The 17,600-nt window shown below is 52.9% G+C and carries 16 protein-coding genes; 13 read left to right on the top strand and 3 right to left on the bottom strand.

From position 1 onward, the window contains the following. Window positions 1-121 precede the first annotated feature (121 nt). Window positions 122-448 carry a DUF883 domain-containing protein gene (locus tag HU143_RS05585; protein WP_001519557.1) on the top strand — a complete coding sequence of 109 codons (327 nt, stop codon included), beginning with the start codon at window positions 122-124 and terminating at the stop codon, window positions 446-448. A gap of 83 nt (window positions 449-531) precedes the next feature. Here HU143_RS05585 and HU143_RS05580 read toward each other — a convergent pair whose 3' ends face one another. After that, complete coding sequence (locus tag HU143_RS05580) at window positions 532-1,866, bottom strand: PLP-dependent aminotransferase family protein (protein WP_001138467.1); 1,335 nt, start codon at window positions 1,864-1,866, stop codon at window positions 532-534. Between the two features lie 88 nt (window positions 1,867-1,954). Here HU143_RS05580 and HU143_RS05575 point away from each other — a divergent pair, with 88 nt between their 5' ends. The 12 genes from HU143_RS05575 to emrB all read left to right on the top strand — a co-directional run bounded on the left by HU143_RS05575 (window position 1,955) and on the right by emrB (window position 15,306). Further along, complete coding sequence (locus tag HU143_RS05575; protein WP_000209815.1) at window positions 1,955-2,386, top strand: carboxymuconolactone decarboxylase family protein; 432 nt, start codon at window positions 1,955-1,957, stop codon at window positions 2,384-2,386. Window positions 2,387-2,657: 271 nt separating this feature from the next. Then, window positions 2,658-2,903 (top strand): glutaredoxin-like protein NrdH, encoded by a 246-nt coding sequence (nrdH, locus tag HU143_RS05570; RefSeq protein WP_000028870.1) that lies wholly within the window; start codon window positions 2,658-2,660, stop codon window positions 2,901-2,903. Further along, a complete protein-coding gene (gene nrdI / locus HU143_RS05565; protein WP_001275409.1) occupies window positions 2,900-3,310 on the top strand; it encodes a class Ib ribonucleoside-diphosphate reductase assembly flavoprotein NrdI in 411 nt (136 codons plus the stop codon). The genes nrdH and nrdI overlap by 4 nt, the downstream gene beginning before the upstream one ends. Next, the gene (nrdE, locus tag HU143_RS05560) at window positions 3,283-5,427 is read left to right on the top strand and encodes a class 1b ribonucleoside-diphosphate reductase subunit alpha (protein ID WP_000246622.1); all 2,145 of its coding nucleotides are present in this window, start codon (window positions 3,283-3,285) and stop codon (window positions 5,425-5,427) included. Before nrdI ends, nrdE begins: the two co-directional genes overlap by 28 nt. 10 nt (window positions 5,428-5,437) lie before the next feature. Beyond that, the gene (gene nrdF, locus HU143_RS05555) at window positions 5,438-6,397 is read left to right on the top strand and encodes a class 1b ribonucleoside-diphosphate reductase subunit beta (RefSeq protein ID WP_000777903.1); all 960 of its coding nucleotides are present in this window, start codon (window positions 5,438-5,440) and stop codon (window positions 6,395-6,397) included. 354 nt (window positions 6,398-6,751) lie between these two features. Beyond that, the gene (proV, locus tag HU143_RS05550; RefSeq protein WP_000985529.1) at window positions 6,752-7,954 is read left to right on the top strand and encodes a glycine betaine/L-proline ABC transporter ATP-binding protein ProV; all 1,203 of its coding nucleotides are present in this window, start codon (window positions 6,752-6,754) and stop codon (window positions 7,952-7,954) included. Further along, window positions 7,947-9,011 (top strand): glycine betaine/L-proline ABC transporter permease ProW, encoded by a 1,065-nt coding sequence (gene proW / locus HU143_RS05545; RefSeq protein ID WP_001582082.1) that lies wholly within the window; start codon window positions 7,947-7,949, stop codon window positions 9,009-9,011. Before proV ends, proW begins: the two co-directional genes overlap by 8 nt. A gap of 69 nt (window positions 9,012-9,080) precedes the next feature. Continuing rightward, the gene (gene proX / locus HU143_RS05540; RefSeq protein WP_001216613.1) at window positions 9,081-10,076 is read left to right on the top strand and encodes a glycine betaine/L-proline ABC transporter substrate-binding protein ProX; all 996 of its coding nucleotides are present in this window, start codon (window positions 9,081-9,083) and stop codon (window positions 10,074-10,076) included. Window positions 10,077-10,240: 164 nt separating this feature from the next. Continuing rightward, on the top strand, window positions 10,241-11,425 hold the full coding sequence (locus tag HU143_RS05535) for an MFS transporter (protein WP_000165769.1): 1,185 nt from the start codon (window positions 10,241-10,243) through the stop codon (window positions 11,423-11,425). 496 nt (window positions 11,426-11,921) lie between these two features. Then, window positions 11,922-12,452 (top strand): transcriptional repressor MprA, encoded by a 531-nt coding sequence (gene mprA / locus HU143_RS05530; RefSeq protein ID WP_000378431.1) that lies wholly within the window; start codon window positions 11,922-11,924, stop codon window positions 12,450-12,452. Between the two features lie 126 nt (window positions 12,453-12,578). Further along, on the top strand, window positions 12,579-13,751 hold the full coding sequence (gene emrA, locus HU143_RS05525; RefSeq protein WP_001275605.1) for a multidrug efflux MFS transporter periplasmic adaptor subunit EmrA: 1,173 nt from the start codon (window positions 12,579-12,581) through the stop codon (window positions 13,749-13,751). Between the two features lie 16 nt (window positions 13,752-13,767). Beyond that, the gene (gene emrB / locus HU143_RS05520) at window positions 13,768-15,306 is read left to right on the top strand and encodes a multidrug efflux MFS transporter permease subunit EmrB (RefSeq protein WP_001187298.1); all 1,539 of its coding nucleotides are present in this window, start codon (window positions 13,768-13,770) and stop codon (window positions 15,304-15,306) included. 48 nt (window positions 15,307-15,354) lie between these two features. Here the strand turns inward: emrB and HU143_RS05515 are convergent, their stop codons facing one another. Both HU143_RS05515 and luxS read right to left on the bottom strand, forming a co-directional pair. Then, a complete protein-coding gene (locus HU143_RS05515; protein WP_023226797.1) occupies window positions 15,355-16,725 on the bottom strand; it encodes a carbohydrate porin in 1,371 nt (456 codons plus the stop codon). Window positions 16,726-17,070: 345 nt separating this feature from the next. Continuing rightward, window positions 17,071-17,586: an S-ribosylhomocysteine lyase gene (gene luxS / locus HU143_RS05510; RefSeq protein ID WP_001130193.1), complete on the bottom strand. Its 516-nt coding sequence runs from the start codon at window positions 17,584-17,586 to the stop codon at window positions 17,071-17,073. Window positions 17,587-17,600 lie beyond the last annotated feature (14 nt).

Genomic DNA, 17,600 nt, shown 5'->3' with positions numbered 1-17,600 from the left:
CGATAGCGCGTTATCAACGCTTTCAGAAAAGTCCAGAAACGCATGATATCGCCGTAACAAGCCTCAGCAGGTAAAAATATGAACTACACTGAAAGCTACATCGAAATCAATGGAGGATCATATGCTTAACAAACCGAACCGAAACGACGTCGATGATGGTGTTCAGGATATTCAGAATGATGTCAATCGATTAGCCGACAGTCTGGAAGATGTCCTTAAATCCTGGGGAAGCGATGCGAAAGACGAAGCTGAGGCTGCGCGACGCAAAGCACAGGCGTTGCTGAAAGAGACCCGGGCGCGGATGCAGGGTCGTACTCGCGTAAAACAAGCCGCCTGTGATGCGATGGGATGCGCGGATACGTTTGTGCGTGAAAAACCCTGGTGTAGCGTAGGAACCGCCGCAGCGGTAGGGATTTTTATCGGGGCGCTGCTTAGCCTGCGTCGCTAACGACGTGCGCAGCCGGATGGCGACATACTTTATGGGGCCTGCATCATTGCCGCAGGCCCAGGTCGCGCCATTCGGCGAAACGGTTACCGTATCACCTGTCGAAGCTGCCATGCGACCTGTTTCGCCATGCCAGCGGAAGTAATATTGGTAAACGACAGTAAAATGCCCCCCTTTCCTGACGAAACCACTCGCCAACGGCTTAGCGCCTGTACCGCCAGTCCGGCCTGATTCGCTTTTGCTACCTGCGCTTTATCATCACCTTCAACCTCAATAACCAATTGAATACCGCCTTTCTGTAATGTCACGACAAATCCCTGTTCTGCCAGCGCCTCTTCAATCCATAACCGTCGCTGAGCATAATGTTGGCGCATCTTTTTCAGATGCCGCCAGAAATGGCCATCACGGATAAAATCAGCCAGCGTGTGCTGCCATAACAACGGTACGCTACAGGGCATCAGCGACGCCTGCTGGCGGAAATGCTCAATCTGCTTTATCGGCACCACCAGCCAGGCGGTACGTAATGCCGGAAAGAGCGACTTACTGAACGTTCCGGCGTAAATCACTCGCTGCGGGGCATCCAGACTCTTGAGCGGCGGAAGTGGTTTACCGTGATAACGAAATTCGCTGTCGTAATCATCTTCAATAATCCAGGCCTGCACATTCGCCGCCCATGCCAGAAGTTGCCGTCGGCGAGTTAACGACAGTGCCACCCCCAACGGACTTTGGTGGGCGGGCGTCACCAATGCAAAGCGCCCCTGCGGGCAATCCCGCATCCCCGCCGCGACATTCAGCCCATCGGCATCGACCGGAATCGGCGCCAGCGTAATCCCCTCCTGCGTTATCACCGGGCGAATTAACGGAAAACCGGGATCTTCCACCCACATGCTGTCTCCCGGCACAGACAATGTACGCAGGATTAGCCGCATAGAATCCGCATATCCGGAGGTAATAAATACCTGTTCCGGCAGACATTCAATGCTACGTGAAACCCGCAGGTAATCGACTATCGCCTGGCGCAAAATCGCCTCGCCGCAGACGTCGCCTAATGCCAGATCGAAGCGCGTCTGCGTGCGCAACCGACGCCCCATCACTCGCGCCCACTTCTCGCGCGGAAAGAGATCCAGCGCCGGTAACCCCATCTGAAAGGGTTTCGGTTCCGGACTTTCTCCGGCAAAAACAGCGGGTATCGGCGGCGCCGTCTCAAACCGTAGAGCGTTGCTCACAAACGTGCCTGCCTGGCCACGTCGCTCCAGCCAGCCCTGCGCCACCAGCTCGCCATAGGCATTTTCCACCGTGGCGCGAGAAACGCCCAGTTCCTGCGCCCACGTCCGACTGGAAGGCAAACGCGTTCCGGGCGCGAGTTCTCCTTGCTCAATGGCCGTTTTTAACTGACGAGCGATGTGCTGATAGCGCGGCATATGGTCTGCTTTTTCTGTAAAAATATGGCCCTCTTTTACAGACCATTATAGTGCTACAGTGCTCGTCATCAACACGAGGAGAAACATGATGACGACGTTACGCCAACCCTATTATGAACTGAGCCCGGAGGTTTACAGCGCTCTGGTGCAGGCGAAAAACGCGCTGGAAAAGAGCACGCTTGACCCCACGCTGATGGAGCTGATTTACCTGCGTGTTTCGCAAATAAATGGTTGTGCATTTTGCCTGGAGATGCACAGCAAAGCGCTGCGTAAGGCTGGCGTGAATCAAGCTAAATTAGATGCGCTGGCAGGATGGCGGGTAAGCCACCATTTCAGCGAGCAAGAGTGCGCGGCGTTAGCCTGGGCGGAATCGGTGACGCACATTGCTGAAACCCACGCCGAAGATAATGTTTACTTGCCGCTGCTCGATCATTTCAGCGCGCGTGAAATCAGCGATCTGACCTTCGCCATCGGTTTAATGAACTGCTTTAACCGTCTGGCGATCGGTATGCGAATGTGACGCATTGTTGCCGGATGGCGCGGATGCCAGCCAACTCTGTTATGCGTGAACCTGCAGGCCAGATCGGGCGTTCACGCCGCCATCCGGCAAAAATTAGCCATGCCGCCCCTACCCCGCTGCGTTCATCTGCGGCGTTAAAATCAATCGAAAATTCCCATATCTTGTATGGTTGAATCTTAATTCAACTACATCTAGTATTTCCTGTATCAACACCCGACAATCCGACGCGTTTCATCGCGCCGTTTTCTCATTTTAAATGGAAATACGAATCATGAGCATTACTATTTACACTCGCAATAACTGTGTTCAGTGCCACGCCACAAAGCGGGCGATGGAAAGCCGTGGATTTGAATTTGAGATGGTGAACGTCGATCTGGTGCCGGATGCAGCGGATACGCTCCGGGCGCAAGGGTTTCGTCAATTACCGGTGGTGATGGCGGGCGATTTGAGCTGGTCTGGCTTCCGTCCGGACATGATTAACCGTCTGCACCCGACACCCCACGCGGCAAACGCATGAGCGCGCTCGTCTACTTCTCCAGCAGCTCTGAAAATACGCACCGTTTTATGCAGCGTCTGGGGCTACCCGCCACGCGTATTCCGCTCAATGAGCGGGAGCGAATTCGGGTAGACGAACCGTACATTCTGGTTGTGCCGTCATACGGCGGCGGCGGGATGGCCGGTGCGGTGCCGCGACAGGTGATCCGCTTTTTAAATGATGAACACAACCGGGCGCGCATTCGCGGCGTTATCGCCTCCGGTAATCGCAATTTCGGCGATGCCTGGGGATGCGCTGGCGATGTGATAGCACAAAAATGTGGCGTACCCTGGCTGTACCGCTTTGAGCTCATGGGCACACAACGCGACATCGATAACGTCCGAAAAGGAGTAAATGAATTTTGGCAACAACTACCCCGGAGCGCGTAATGCAGGAAACCATGGATTACCACGCCCTAAACGCGATGCTGAATCTTTATGATAAAGCAGGCCATATTCAGTTCGACAAGGACCAGCAGGCGATCGACGCCTTCTTTGCCGCCCACGTCCGCCCGCATTCCGTGACGTTTGCCAGCCAGCATGAACGTCTGGAGACGCTGGTTCGGGAAGGGTATTACGATGACGCCGTCCTCGCGCGTTACGACCGCGCCTTCGTCCTTCGCCTGTTCGAGCACGCCCATGCCAGCGGCTTTCGCTTCCAGACGTTTCTTGGCGCCTGGAAGTTCTATACCAGTTACACGCTGAAAACCTTCGACGGCAAACGTTATCTGGAACACTTTGAAGATCGGGTGACAATGGTGGCGTTGACGCTGGCGCAGGGTGACGAAACGCTGGCCACCCAACTGACCGATGAAATGCTTTCTGGTCGCTTTCAGCCCGCCACCCCGACTTTTTTAAATTGCGGCAAACAGCAGCGTGGGGAACTGGTCTCCTGCTTCCTGCTCCGTATCGAAGACAATATGGAGTCGATCGGGCGGGCGGTGAATTCGGCGCTACAACTCTCCAAACGCGGCGGCGGCGTCGCGTTTTTACTCTCCAATCTGCGCGAGGCGGGCGCGCCGATCAAACGCATTGAGAATCAGTCTTCCGGCGTGATCCCGGTGATGAAAATGCTGGAAGACGCGTTTTCGTATGCCAACCAGCTTGGCGCGCGCCAGGGGGCCGGCGCGGTTTATCTCCATGCGCACCACCCGGATATTCTGCGTTTTCTGGATACCAAACGGGAAAACGCTGACGAAAAAATCCGGATCAAAACGCTCTCTCTCGGCGTGGTGATCCCGGACATCACCTTCCGGCTGGCGAAAGAAAACGCGCAAATGGCGCTCTTTTCGCCCTATGACGTACAACGACGCTACGGCAAACCGTTTGGCGATATCGCCATTAGCGAACGGTACGATGAATTAATTGCCGATCCGCACGTGCGCAAAACCTATATTAACGCCCGTGACTTTTTTCAAACACTGGCGGAGATTCAGTTCGAATCCGGGTATCCCTACATCATGTTTGAAGATACGGTAAACCGCGCGAATCCTATTGCTGGTCGCATTAATATGAGCAACCTGTGCTCGGAAATTTTACAGGTCAATAGCGCCTCTCGTTACGACGATAACCTTGACTATACCCACATCGGGCATGACATCTCCTGCAATCTCGGCTCGCTGAATATCGCTCACGTCATGGATTCACCGGACATTGGCCGTACCGTAGAAACCGCTATTCGCGGCCTGACGGCGGTGTCGGACATGAGCCATATACGCAGCGTGCCCTCAATAGCCGCCGGTAATGCCGCCTCTCATGCCATCGGTCTGGGCCAGATGAATCTGCATGGCTATCTGGCGAGAGAAGGCATTGCCTACGGTTCGCCGGAGGCGTTGGATTTCACCAATCTCTATTTTTACACTATTACCTGGCATGCCGTGCATACTTCAATGCGGCTGGCCCGCGAACGCGGCAAAACCTTCGCCGGATTTGCGCAGTCGCGCTATGCCAGTGGCGACTATTTTACGCAGTATTTACAAGACGACTGGCAACCGAAAACGGCGAAAGTCAGGGCGCTATTTGCCCGCAGCGGCATTACGCTGCCCACACGCGAAATGTGGCTAAAGCTGCGCGACGATGTGATGCGCTATGGCATCTATAACCAAAATTTGCAGGCGGTGCCGCCGACCGGTTCGATTTCTTACATTAATCATGCGACCTCCAGCATTCATCCGATTGTGGCCAAAATTGAGATTCGCAAAGAGGGCAAAACCGGGCGTGTGTATTACCCCGCGCCGTTTATGACCAATGAAAATCTGGACATGTATCAGGATGCTTACGATATCGGTCCGGAAAAAATTATTGATACCTATGCCGAGGCCACGCGCCACGTCGATCAAGGGCTGTCGCTCACCCTGTTTTTCCCCGATACCGCCACGACCCGCGATATCAACAAAGCGCAGATCTATGCCTGGCGAAAAGGTATTAAGTCACTGTATTACATCCGGCTTCGCCAGTTGGCGCTGGAAGGTACTGAAATTGAAGGCTGCGTATCCTGCGCGCTATAAGGAAAGCCATATGAAATTATCTCGTATTAGCGCCATCAACTGGAACAAGATCCAGGACGACAAAGATCTGGAGGTGTGGAACCGGCTGACCAGTAACTTCTGGCTGCCGGAAAAAGTGCCGTTATCGAATGATATTCCGGCCTGGCAGACGCTGAGCGCCGCCGAACAGCAGCTCACCATTCGCGTGTTTACGGGTCTTACGCTGCTCGACACTATCCAGAACATCGCAGGCGCGCCGTCGTTAATGGCAGATGCCATCACGCCGCATGAAGAGGCCGTACTGTCGAACATCAGCTTTATGGAAGCGGTACACGCCCGCTCTTACAGTTCTATTTTCTCCACGCTGTGCCAGACGAAAGAGGTTGATGCCGCCTACGCCTGGAGCGAAGAAAACCCGCCGCTTCAGCGTAAGGCGCAGATTATTTTAGCTCATTACGTCAGCGATGAACCGCTAAAGAAAAAGATTGCCAGCGTCTTTTTAGAGTCTTTTCTGTTCTATTCCGGCTTCTGGCTGCCGATGTATTTCTCCAGCCGCGGTAAGCTCACGAACACTGCCGACCTGATTCGTTTAATCATTCGCGATGAAGCGGTTCACGGTTATTATATTGGCTATAAGTATCAGATAGCGCTACAAAAACTATCGGCAATCGAGCGTGAAGAGTTAAAGCTTTTCGCGCTGGATTTGTTGATGGAACTGTACGACAACGAAATCCGCTACACAGAAGCGTTATATGCGGAAACCGGCTGGGTTAACGACGTCAAAGCCTTCTTGTGCTACAACGCCAATAAAGCCTTAATGAACCTGGGTTATGAGGCGTTATTTCCGCCGGAGATGGCAGACGTGAATCCCGCAATCCTTGCCGCGCTCTCGCCGAATGCCGATGAAAACCATGATTTCTTTTCCGGCTCAGGTTCATCTTATGTGATGGGAAAAACGGTCGAAACCGAAGACGAAGACTGGAACTTTTAACCTTACGGGCATGGGAAATAACGTTACATTTTCCATGCCTTTATTTCAAGCAATACCGGGTTAAATCGCGCAAATATTACAACATGTCCTACACTCAATACGAGTGACATTATTCACCTGGATTCCTCCAATTCAGGTGGATTTTTGCTGGTTGTCTCAAAAAATATCTCTTCCTCCCCATTCGCGTTCAGCCCTTATATCATGGGAAATCACAGCCGATAGCACCTCGCAATATTCATGCCAGAAGCAAATTCAGGGTTGTCTCAGATTCTGAGTATGTTAGGGTAGAAAAAGGTAACTATTTCTATCAGGTAACATATCGACATAAGTAAATAACAGGAATCGTTCTATTGCATGGCAATTAAATTAGAAGTGAAGAATCTGTATAAAATATTTGGAGAGCATCCGCAGCGTGCCTTCAAATATATTGAAAAGGGACTATCGAAAGAGCAAATACTGGAAAAAACGGGGCTATCGCTTGGCGTTAAAGACGCCAGTCTGGCCATTGAAGAAGGCGAGATATTTGTCATCATGGGATTATCCGGCTCGGGTAAATCCACAATGGTACGCCTTCTCAATCGCCTGATTGAACCCACCCGCGGACAGGTACTGATTGACGGCGTTGATATTGCCAAAATATCAGACGCTGAGCTTCGCGAGGTGCGCAGGAAAAAGATTGCGATGGTCTTCCAGTCATTTGCGCTCATGCCACATATGACCGTGCTGGATAATACGGCATTCGGTATGGAATTAGCGGGCATCGCGGCGCAAGAGCGTCGCGAAAAAGCGCTGGACGCCTTGCGTCAGGTGGGGCTTGAGAATTACGCTCACGCCTACCCGGATGAACTTTCCGGTGGGATGCGTCAGCGTGTTGGGCTTGCCCGCGCGCTGGCAATCAACCCTGATATCTTATTAATGGATGAAGCGTTTTCCGCCCTCGATCCATTAATTCGTACCGAAATGCAGGATGAGCTGGTGAAATTACAGGCGAAACATCAGCGCACCATTGTCTTTATTTCCCACGATCTTGATGAGGCTATGCGTATTGGCGACAGGATTGCCATTATGCAAAATGGCGAGGTCGTACAGGTTGGTACGCCGGATGAGATCCTGAATAATCCGGCAAATGATTATGTCCGCACGTTCTTCCGTGGCGTGGATATTAGTCAGGTCTTTAGCGCCAAAGATATTGCCCGTCGCAGTCCGGTCGGCTTAATTCGTAAAACGCCAGGTTTCGGTCCCCGTTCGGCACTGAAATTATTACAGGACGAAGACCGTGAATATGGTTACGTCATTGAGCGTGGCAATAAATTCGTGGGCGTCGTGTCCATCGACTCATTAAAAGCGGCATTAAGCCAGGCGCAAGGGATTGAAGCGGCGCTTATCGACGACCCTTTAGTCGTTGATGCGCAAACCCCACTCAGCGAGTTGCTCTCTCACGTCGGCCAGGCGCCCTGCGCGGTGCCGGTTGTCGATGAAGAACACCAGTATGTTGGCATTATTTCAAAACGTATGTTGCTACAGGCTTTAGATCGCGAGGGGGGTAACAATGGCTGATCAAACGAATCCGTGGGATACCGCACAGGTGGCCGATACTACGACGCAAACGGCTGATGCCTGGGGAACGCCGGCAGGTGTAGCCACGGACGGCGGCAGTACCGACTGGTTGAACAGCGCGCCCGCGCCAGCCCCTGAACACTTTTCTCTTCTGGACCCGTTCCATAAGACGCTGATCCCGCTGGATAACTGGGTCACAGAGGGAATCGACTGGGTCGTCACCCATTTCCGTCCCCTTTTTCAGGGGATTCGTGTGCCGGTGGATTACATTCTTAACGGCTTTCAGCAACTGCTGCTGGGAATGCCCGCCCCTGTGGCGATTATTCTCTTTGCGCTGATTGCCTGGCAGGTTTCCGGCGTGGGCATGGGGATCGCAACGCTGATATCGCTGATCGCCATCGGCGCGATCGGCGCCTGGTCGCAGGCGATGATTACCCTGGCGCTGGTATTGACCGCCCTGTTGTTCTGCGTCGTGATCGGATTACCGATGGGAATCTGGCTGGCGCGCAGCCCGCGCGCAGCCAAAATAGTTCGTCCGCTGCTGGATGCGATGCAGACCACGCCCGCGTTTGTCTATCTGGTGCCGATTGTCATGTTATTCGGCATCGGTAACGTGCCGGGCGTGGTGGTGACGATTATTTTTGCTCTACCGCCGATTGTACGCCTGACGATCCTGGGCATTAACCAGGTGCCTGCCGACTTAATTGAAGCGTCGCGCTCGTTCGGCGCCAGCCCGCGCCAAATGTTGTTCAAAGTGCAACTACCGCTGGCGATGCCCACCATTATGGCAGGGGTTAATCAGACGCTGATGCTGGCTCTCTCGATGGTCGTCATCGCCTCGATGATTGCGGTCGGCGGACTTGGCCAGATGGTACTACGCGGCATTGGTCGTCTTGATATGGGGCTGGCAACCGTCGGCGGCGTCGGCATTGTGATTCTTGCCATCATTCTGGACCGTCTGACGCAGGCCGTCGGGCGCGACTCGCGTAGCCGCGGTAACCGTCGCTGGTATACCACCGGTCCTGTTGGGCTAATCACCCGCCCTTTCGTTAAGTAACTCTCCTGACGCCCGGTGACATTGCGCTTACCGGGCTTACAACTCCCTACCATAATTAAAGGAACAACGATGCGACATACCGTGATATTTGCCTCAGCGTTTGCCACCCTTGTCACCGCCAGCGCTTTCGCTGCCGACCTGCCTGGCAAAGGCATTACCGTCCAACCTATCCAAAGCACGATTTCTGAAGAGTCCTTCCAGACGTTACTGGTCAGTCGGGCGCTGGAAAAGTTGGGTTATACCGTAAATAAGCCGAGTGAAGTCGATTACAACGTAGGCTACACCTCCATCGCCTCTGGCGATGCGACGTTTACCGCCGTGAACTGGCAGCCGCTGCATGATGATATGTATGCCGCAGCAGGCGGAGACAAAAAATTTTACCGCGAGGGCGTCTTCGTCTCCGGCGCTGCGCAGGGCTATCTGATCGATAAAAAAACCGCCGAGCAGTACAACATCACCAATATCGCTCAGCTAAAAGATCCGAAAATCGCCAAAATCTTCGATACCAATGGCGACGGAAAAGCGGACATGATGGGCTGCTCGCCGGGCTGGGGCTGCGAAGCCGTAATCAATCACCAGAATAAAGCGTTTGATCTGCAAAAAACCGTTGAGGTCAGCCACGGTAACTATGCGGCGATGATGGCTGATACCATTACCCGTTTTAAAGAAGGCAAGCCGGTGCTGTATTACACCTGGACCCCGTACTGGGTGAGCGACGTAATGAAGCCGGGTAAAGATGTCGTCTGGCTACAGGTGCCGTTCTCCTCCCTGCCAGGCGAACAGAAAAATATTGATACTAAACTGCCGAACGGCGCGAACTATGGGTTCCCGGTTAATACCATGCATATTGTCGCCAATAAGGCATGGGCGGAGAAAAACCCGGCGGCGGCGAAACTGTTCGCCATCATGAAGCTGCCGCTGGCGGATATCAACGCGCAGAACGCCATGATGCATGCCGGTAAATCGTCTGAAGCCGATGTTCAGGGCCACGTAGACGGCTGGATCAACGCCCACCAGCAGCAGTTTGACGGCTGGGTGAAAGAAGCGCTGGCCGCGCAGAAATAATATCGTTTTTTATGCCGGATAAGGCGCAGTTCATGCGCCGCTATCCGGCCAACGCAATTTCTCCTCAAAGCGCACGATTCATCACGTCACTGTTCCCCTTTATTCATCAACATCCGCTATGATTGTTTTCCCAGGAAATAATTATCTAAATCACGATTACCATAATGACGAAACCCACTCATGGGCTTAGCCCGGCGCTGATCGTTTTAATGTCTGTGGCCACGGGTCTGGCGGTCGCCAGCAACTACTACGCCCAGCCGCTGCTTGATACCATCGCGCATCACTTTTCGCTTTCCGCCAGCTCCGCAGGGTTTATCGTTACCGCCGCGCAGTTGGGCTATGCCGCTGGCCTGTTGTTTCTGGTGCCGCTCGGCGACATGTTTGAACGCCGAACGCTGATTGTCTCCATGACGTTGCTGGCGGCTGGCGGAATGCTGATCACCGCCAGCAGTCAGTCGCTTAGCATGATGATACTCGGAACGGCCTTAACCGGACTGTTCTCCGTGGTGGCGCAGATTCTGGTTCCGCTGGCCGCCACGCTTGCGACGCCCGCCACCCGCGGTAAAGTGGTCGGCACCATTATGAGCGGCCTGTTGCTGGGGATCCTGCTGGCGCGAACGGTCGCCGGACTGCTGGCAAACCTCGGCGGTTGGCGCACCGTATTTTGGGTAGCGTCGGCGCTGATGGCGCTGATGGCCGTCGCGTTATGGCGGGGACTGCCAAAGCTCAAATCCGACACCCATCTTAACTACCCGCAACTGTTGGGTTCTGTATTCAGCCTGTTTATTCACGATAAGCTGCTGCGTACCCGCGCGCTGCTGGGCTGTCTGACCTTTGCTAATTTCAGCATCCTCTGGACATCAATGGCCTTTTTGCTCGCCGCGCCGCCGTTTAGCTATTCCGAGGGGATGATTGGCCTGTTTGGCCTGGCGGGGGCTGCCGGCGCTTTAGGCGCGCGTCCGGCTGGCGGATTTGCCGATAAAGGTAAATCTCACCTCACCACCACGTTCGGCTTACTGCTGCTGTTACTCTCCTGGCTGGCGATCTGGCTTGGGCACACCTCGGTACTGGCGCTGATTATTGGCATTCTGGTACTGGACCTCACCGTTCAGGGGGTACATATCACCAATCAGACGGTCATCTATCGTTTGCATCCGGATGCGCGTAACCGGCTCACCGCCGGCTATATGACCAGCTACTTTATCGGTGGCGCCGCAGGGTCGCTGATTTCCGCCTCCGCCTGGCAACATGCCGGCTGGGCCGGCGTTTGTCTGGCGGGTGTCACGGTAGCCTTACTTAATTTACTGGTCTGGTGGCGAGGTTTTCACCGACAGGAAGCCGTAAATTAAGCGGATAGTGAGCGTTTACCTTTGTTTAAGCTCCTTAGGGTGTTAAGGAGCTCCCCAGTCTGTTAAGGTTATGCTATTCATTTATCATGGTTATTTTTATACCGGTGAAGAATAATATAATTCTATGGAAAGCCCTGCATCCCCATCTGCTCCCAGGCCAATAGCGCCCGTTCAAGGATTCGAAGGTCGTTCACCGATAGCTATTCGTGATATTCCGGTGGCTTTTGCATCGGGTTGTAAGGCCGTTTACCCGGCTTTCGCCCCTCCCGCTTATCGTTCTCTCCTGATTTTTTCATGCAGGCACTCACGCTTTTCTCGTCATTCCTGGATTTGCCGCAGGCGGCGCTTTACCGGGCCCAATGTTCCCGCTGACGTCTCAGTCTGCGTATCATTGGTTGCTTTATAGCCTGAAAGAATGATTTTGTATTAATAATACATTTACTTTATTTGTCACTGTCGTTACTATATCGGCTGAAATTAATGAGGTCATGCCCAAATGGATAGTTCGTTTACGCCCATTGAACAAATGCTAAAATTTCGCGCCAGCCGTCACGAAGACTTTCCTTACCAGGAAATTCTTTTGACTCGTCTTTGTATGCACATGCAAGGCAAGCTCCTGGAAAACCGCAATAAAATGCTGAAGGCTCAAGGGATTAACGAGACGTTGTTTATGGCGTTGATTACGCTGGAGTCTCAGGAAAACCACAGTATTCAGCCGTCTGAATTAAGCTGCGCGCTGGGTTCATCTCGCACCAATGCGACACGCATTGCAGATGAGCTGGAAAAACGCGGCTGGATTGAGCGTCGTGAGAGCGATAACGACCGCCGTTGCCTGCATCTGCAATTAACGGAGAAAGGCCAGGCATTTTTGCAAGAAGTGCTTCCGCCTCAGCATCATTGTCTGCATCAACTCTGGTCATCACTTAGCACAGCCGAAAAAGATCAACTTGAGCACATCACTCGTAAACTCCTGACGCGTCTTGATCAAATGGAGCAGGAAGGCACTGTTCTTGAGGCGCTGCGCTAAAGCGCCGACCCGCTCAAAAATCCAGATTAATAACAGGAAAGCGGACAGGCCGGCACGCATTACTGCTGGCCTTTCTGACAACAGGTCGGCTCAGCCGATGTGAATAATAAGATCGTGGAGAACAACATGAGCGCAAATGCGGAGATCCAAACCCCGCAGCAACCGGCTAAGAAGAAAGGCAAACGCAAAACAGCGCTGCTACTTCTTACCTTGCTCTTTGTTATTATTGCCGTGGCATATGGAATTTATTGGTTTTTAGTATTGCGTCATATTGAAGAGACAGATGATGCTTACGTGGCAGGGAACCAGGTTCAAATCATGGCGCAGGTGTCAGGCAGCGTGACGAAAGTCTGGGCTGATAACACCGACTTTGTAAAAGAGGGCGATGTTCTGGTCACGCTCGATCAGACTGACGCCAAACAAGCGTTTGAAAGAGCCAAAACGGCGCTGGCCTCCAGCGTGCGCCAAACGCACCAGTTGATGATTAACAGTAAGCAGTTGCAGGCGAATATCGACGTGCAAAAAACCGCCCTGGCGCAAGCGCAGAGCGACCTTAACCGTCGTGTGCCGCTGGGTAATGCCAATCTTATTGGCCGGGAAGAGCTGCAACACGCCCGCGATGCCGTCGCCAGCGCGCAGGCACAGCTGGATGTCGCCATTCAACAGTACAATGCCAACCAGGCAATGATACTCAACAGTAATCTGGAAGATCAGCCTGCGGTTCAACAAGCGGCGACCGAAGTGCGTAACGCCTGGCTGGCGCTGGAGCGTACTCGCATCGTCAGTCCAATGACCGGTTATGTCTCCCGCCGCGCCGTCCAGCCTGGCGCGCAGATCAGCCCCACCACGCCGCTGATGGCCGTGGTGCCTGCAACCGATCTGTGGGTGGACGCTAACTTTAAAGAGACCCAATTAGCGAATATGCGCATTGGGCAGCCAGTGACGATTATTACTGACATTTATGGCGACGACGTAAAATACACCGGTAAAGTCGTCGGTCTGGATATGGGGACAGGCAGCGCCTTCTCCCTGCTGCCAGCGCAAAATGCGACGGGTAACTGGATTAAAGTGGTTCAACGTCTGCCGGTACGCGTCGAACTGGACGCCCGCCAGTTAGAACAACATCCGCTGCGTATTGGTTTATCGACGCTGGTCACCGTGGATACCGCTAATCGCGACGGTCAGGTACTGGCCAGCCAGGTACGAACGACGCCGGTTGCCGAAAGTAACGCACGCGAAATTAATCTCGCGCCGGTCAATAAACTGATCGACGACATCGTACAGGCTAACGCGGGTTAATCCTGAGGTGCGTGTGATGCAACAGCAAAAACCGCTGGAGGGCGCGCAGCTCGTCATCATGACGATCGCGCTGTCGCTGGCGACATTCATGCAGGTGCTGGACTCCACCATTGCCAACGTAGCGATTCCGACCATCGCCGGGAACCTGGGTTCTTCCCTAAGCCAGGGGACATGGGTTATCACCTCTTTCGGGGTGGCGAACGCTATCTCGATTCCCTTAACCGGCTGGCTGGCGAAACGTTTTGGCGAAGTCAAACTGTTCATGTGGTCGACGGTCGCCTTTGCCGCAGCCTCCTGGGCCTGTGGCGTATCCAGCAGCCTGAATATGCTGATCTTCTTCCGCGTGGTGCAGGGCGTGGTCGCCGGGCCGCTGATTCCGCTCTCGCAAAGCCTGTTGCTGAATAACTATCCGCCTGCAAAGCGCTCCATTGCGCTGGCGCTCTGGTCAATGACCGTCATTGTCGCGCCGATTTGCGGCCCGATTCTGGGGGGCTATATCAGTGATAATTACCACTGGGGATGGATTTTCTTCATCAACGTGCCGATTGGCATCGCCGTCGTCCTGATGACATTACACACGCTGCGCGGACGTGAAACGCATACCGAACGGCGACGTATTGACGCCGTCGGGCTGGCGTTACTGGTGATTGGCATCGGCAGCCTGCAAATTATGCTCGATCGCGGTAAAGAGCTGGACTGGTTCTCCTCGCAGGAAATTATCATCCTGACCGTGGTCGCCGTCATCGCCATCAGTTTCCTGATCGTCTGGGAACTGACCGACGATCACCCTATCGTCGATCTTTCTCTTTTTAAATCGCGTAACTTCACTATTGGCTGCTTGTGCATCAGCCTTGCCTATATGCTCTATTTCGGCGCCATTGTTCTACTGCCGCAGCTTTTGCAAGAGGTGTACGGCTATACCGCAACGTGGGCAGGTCTGGCGTCGGCGCCAGTCGGCATTATTCCGGTAATTTTGTCGCCGATTATCGGACGCTTCGCGCATAAACTGGATATGCGCAGGCTGGTCACGTTCAGCTTCATTATGTACGCCGTCTGTTTTTACTGGCGCGCCTGGACATTCGAACCGGGTATGGATTTCGGCGCTTCCGCATGGCCGCAGTTTATTCAGGGATTTGCCGTCGCCTGCTTCTTTATGCCGCTGACCACCATTACGCTCTCCGGGTTACCGCCAGAACGGCTGGCGGCGGCATCAAGCCTGTCGAACTTCACGCGAACGCTGGCGGGCTCCATCGGCACCTCGATTACCACCACTATGTGGACCGATCGTGAGTCGCTACACCATGCTCAGCTCACGGAGTCGGTTACGGCGTATAATCCAAACGCTCAGGCTATGTACGATAAACTGGAAGGCTTAGGGATGACGCACCAACAGGCGTCAGGCTGGATAGCCCAGCAAATCACGAATCAGGGGCTGATTATTTCCGCCAACGAAATCTTCTGGATGTCGGCGGGGATCTTCCTGGTGCTGCTCGGCCTGGTGTGGTTCGCCAAACCGCCCTTCGGTGCGGGCGGCGGCGGCGGCGGCGCGCACTAACTATCTGATAAAAGGGATCTGCGGATCCCTTTTTTAGTAGACCAACAATCAGAAGAAATATTTGAATCTCAGACGCCCGCCGTAACGCGCATCTTCACTGTTATCGCCATTATTCGGATTGGCCTCTACCCATGAAGCATAGGCACCGAGGTAGATGTTAAAGTTTTTCATATCCATCACGTTGGGGAATAAATATGAGGCATGAATAGTGTGAATGTCATAATTGCCGGGATCGGTGACCCAGCAATCGTCCTCACAAACGGCATCGATATTGGTAGCATTAAAGGCTTCGATTTTGTTATGCGCATAGATATAACCCAGTTCAAATCGATGCCACAACGCATTCACCCCGGCGGTAAAATCTGTCTCATCGGTCGCGTCCATATAGGCGGTATTCAGGTTAATCACTGCGCCATCTTCCGGGTCAGTTTTTTGACCATTCCAGGTCATGGTAAAACCATAGCCCGTACGATCTGACTGATCGATCCACTTCCCATTCTCATAATAGCCATAGGCGTTGTTAACGACGTTACTTTCCATCGCTATCGCCGTTGAAAAACGCCCGTTTTGCCAGGCGATAACCGGACGGACGTAAGCCACGTTTTTATCGTTGCTTAAATCCATTCCGTGGTACTGCTTCTCGGTATATAACGTACTGCCATTTTCCAGCAATGTGTTAACTTCGAAATACCAGTTGTCGATGGTTTTACTCAGCAGGAAGTTACCCCCGCTGTCGCTACGTCCCCGTCCTTCTTTCATCATATAGATATAGCCGTAACCGTCACTGTAAAGATCGTTCGCTGTATTCCCCGAATATTCAATAAACGTATCCTGATTCAGCGGGAACATATCGTAGGCTTCAAAACGACCAACCTTAATTTTCCAGTCATTCTCACGACCAAAGAAGAAAACGGCATCATCAAGGTTCATTTTTCCGGTCAGGTCCGCCAGAGGCTGTACAGAGAATCCGGCAAAATTACCGTTGTCCAGCCGCTGGTAGCCATCAAAGCCCAGCAACAGGCGTCCGTTAATATCCCAGCGTTCATTGGTTCCTGATGCCCAATCTTTATTCGCTGACGTTCTCGTCGATGTCAGACTACCGGAACGGCTTGCCGCATCCATATTAAATTCGACATCGCCATAGAACTTAATATCGCTGAATCCGGATAAGGTCAGCTTCGGCGGCGTTTTATCTGCTGCAATGGGCTCGGCGGACTGGACATTCACCGTCGGCGTAGCGGCGACCTGCTGCTGTTTCAGCGAGCGAATTTGCGCCTCGGCATCGGATGCACGTTTTTCAGCATTAACAACACGTTGCTCCAGTTCAGCCAGACGCTGCTCAATAGTGATATTATTCGCTGCCCAAAGGTTATGAGAAAAGCAAGCGCCGATCATCAGCGCCAAATATTTAGCCTTCATTTTTTATCCCTTAAGTTTGATGTATACCAGATAAGATTTGCTAAAAACCCCATCGACCGGCTATTAGTAGAGTCTTGTTATTACCTGGATATCTGGCGCATTCCATTATGTTTTTCTATTAATTATTTATGATTTTTAGTTTATGTGATCAATACACTCTGGCATCGTGAGTTATCCGCCTTTTCTGTTTACCAGATCACACTTTATTATTTAACAGGCCAGGCATTACTTAATTTAAAATGTATTCTCGCCGCAAATATAATAAACGCAAATTATATTAAGCAATAAAAAACCCCGGCCATAGACCGGGGTTAATTTAAATACTGGAAACGCTTACCAATAAGACTAAATATGCAGTTCCTGCAGTTTTTCTTTCGGCAGCGCCAGCTCTTTATTGCTGTTCACGCGCACATCACACTCCAGAATATGACGGGCAATGTCCTGCGCTTCACTGAGCGAGTGCATCTGATACGTACCGCACTGGTAAACGTTCAGCTCCGGGATCTGGTTTTGATCCTGCACTTTCAGCACATCCGCCATCGCCGCTTTCCAGGCGTCGGCAACACGCTGCTCGTCCGGCGTGCCAATCAGGCTCATGTAAAAGCCGGTGCGGCAGCCCATCGGCGAGATATCGATAATCTCAACGCCGTTACCGTTGAGGTGGTCGCGCATAAAGCCAGCAAACAGATGCTCAAGCGTATGAATCCCTTTTTCCGGCATCACTTCTTTGTTCGGAATGCAAAAACGCAGATCAAACACGGTGATTGCGTCGCCATGCGGGGTGTTCATCGTTTTTGCAACCCGGACCGCCGGCGCTTGCATCCGGGTATGATCGACTGCGAAGCTATCTAATAATGGCATTTAGTCACCTCCGA

It is taken from the genome of Salmonella sp. SJTUF14076, from assembly GCF_015534835.1.
Classification (GTDB): domain Bacteria; phylum Pseudomonadota; class Gammaproteobacteria; order Enterobacterales; family Enterobacteriaceae; genus Salmonella; species Salmonella enterica.
This window is presented reverse-complemented; position numbering and strand designations above follow the sequence as displayed.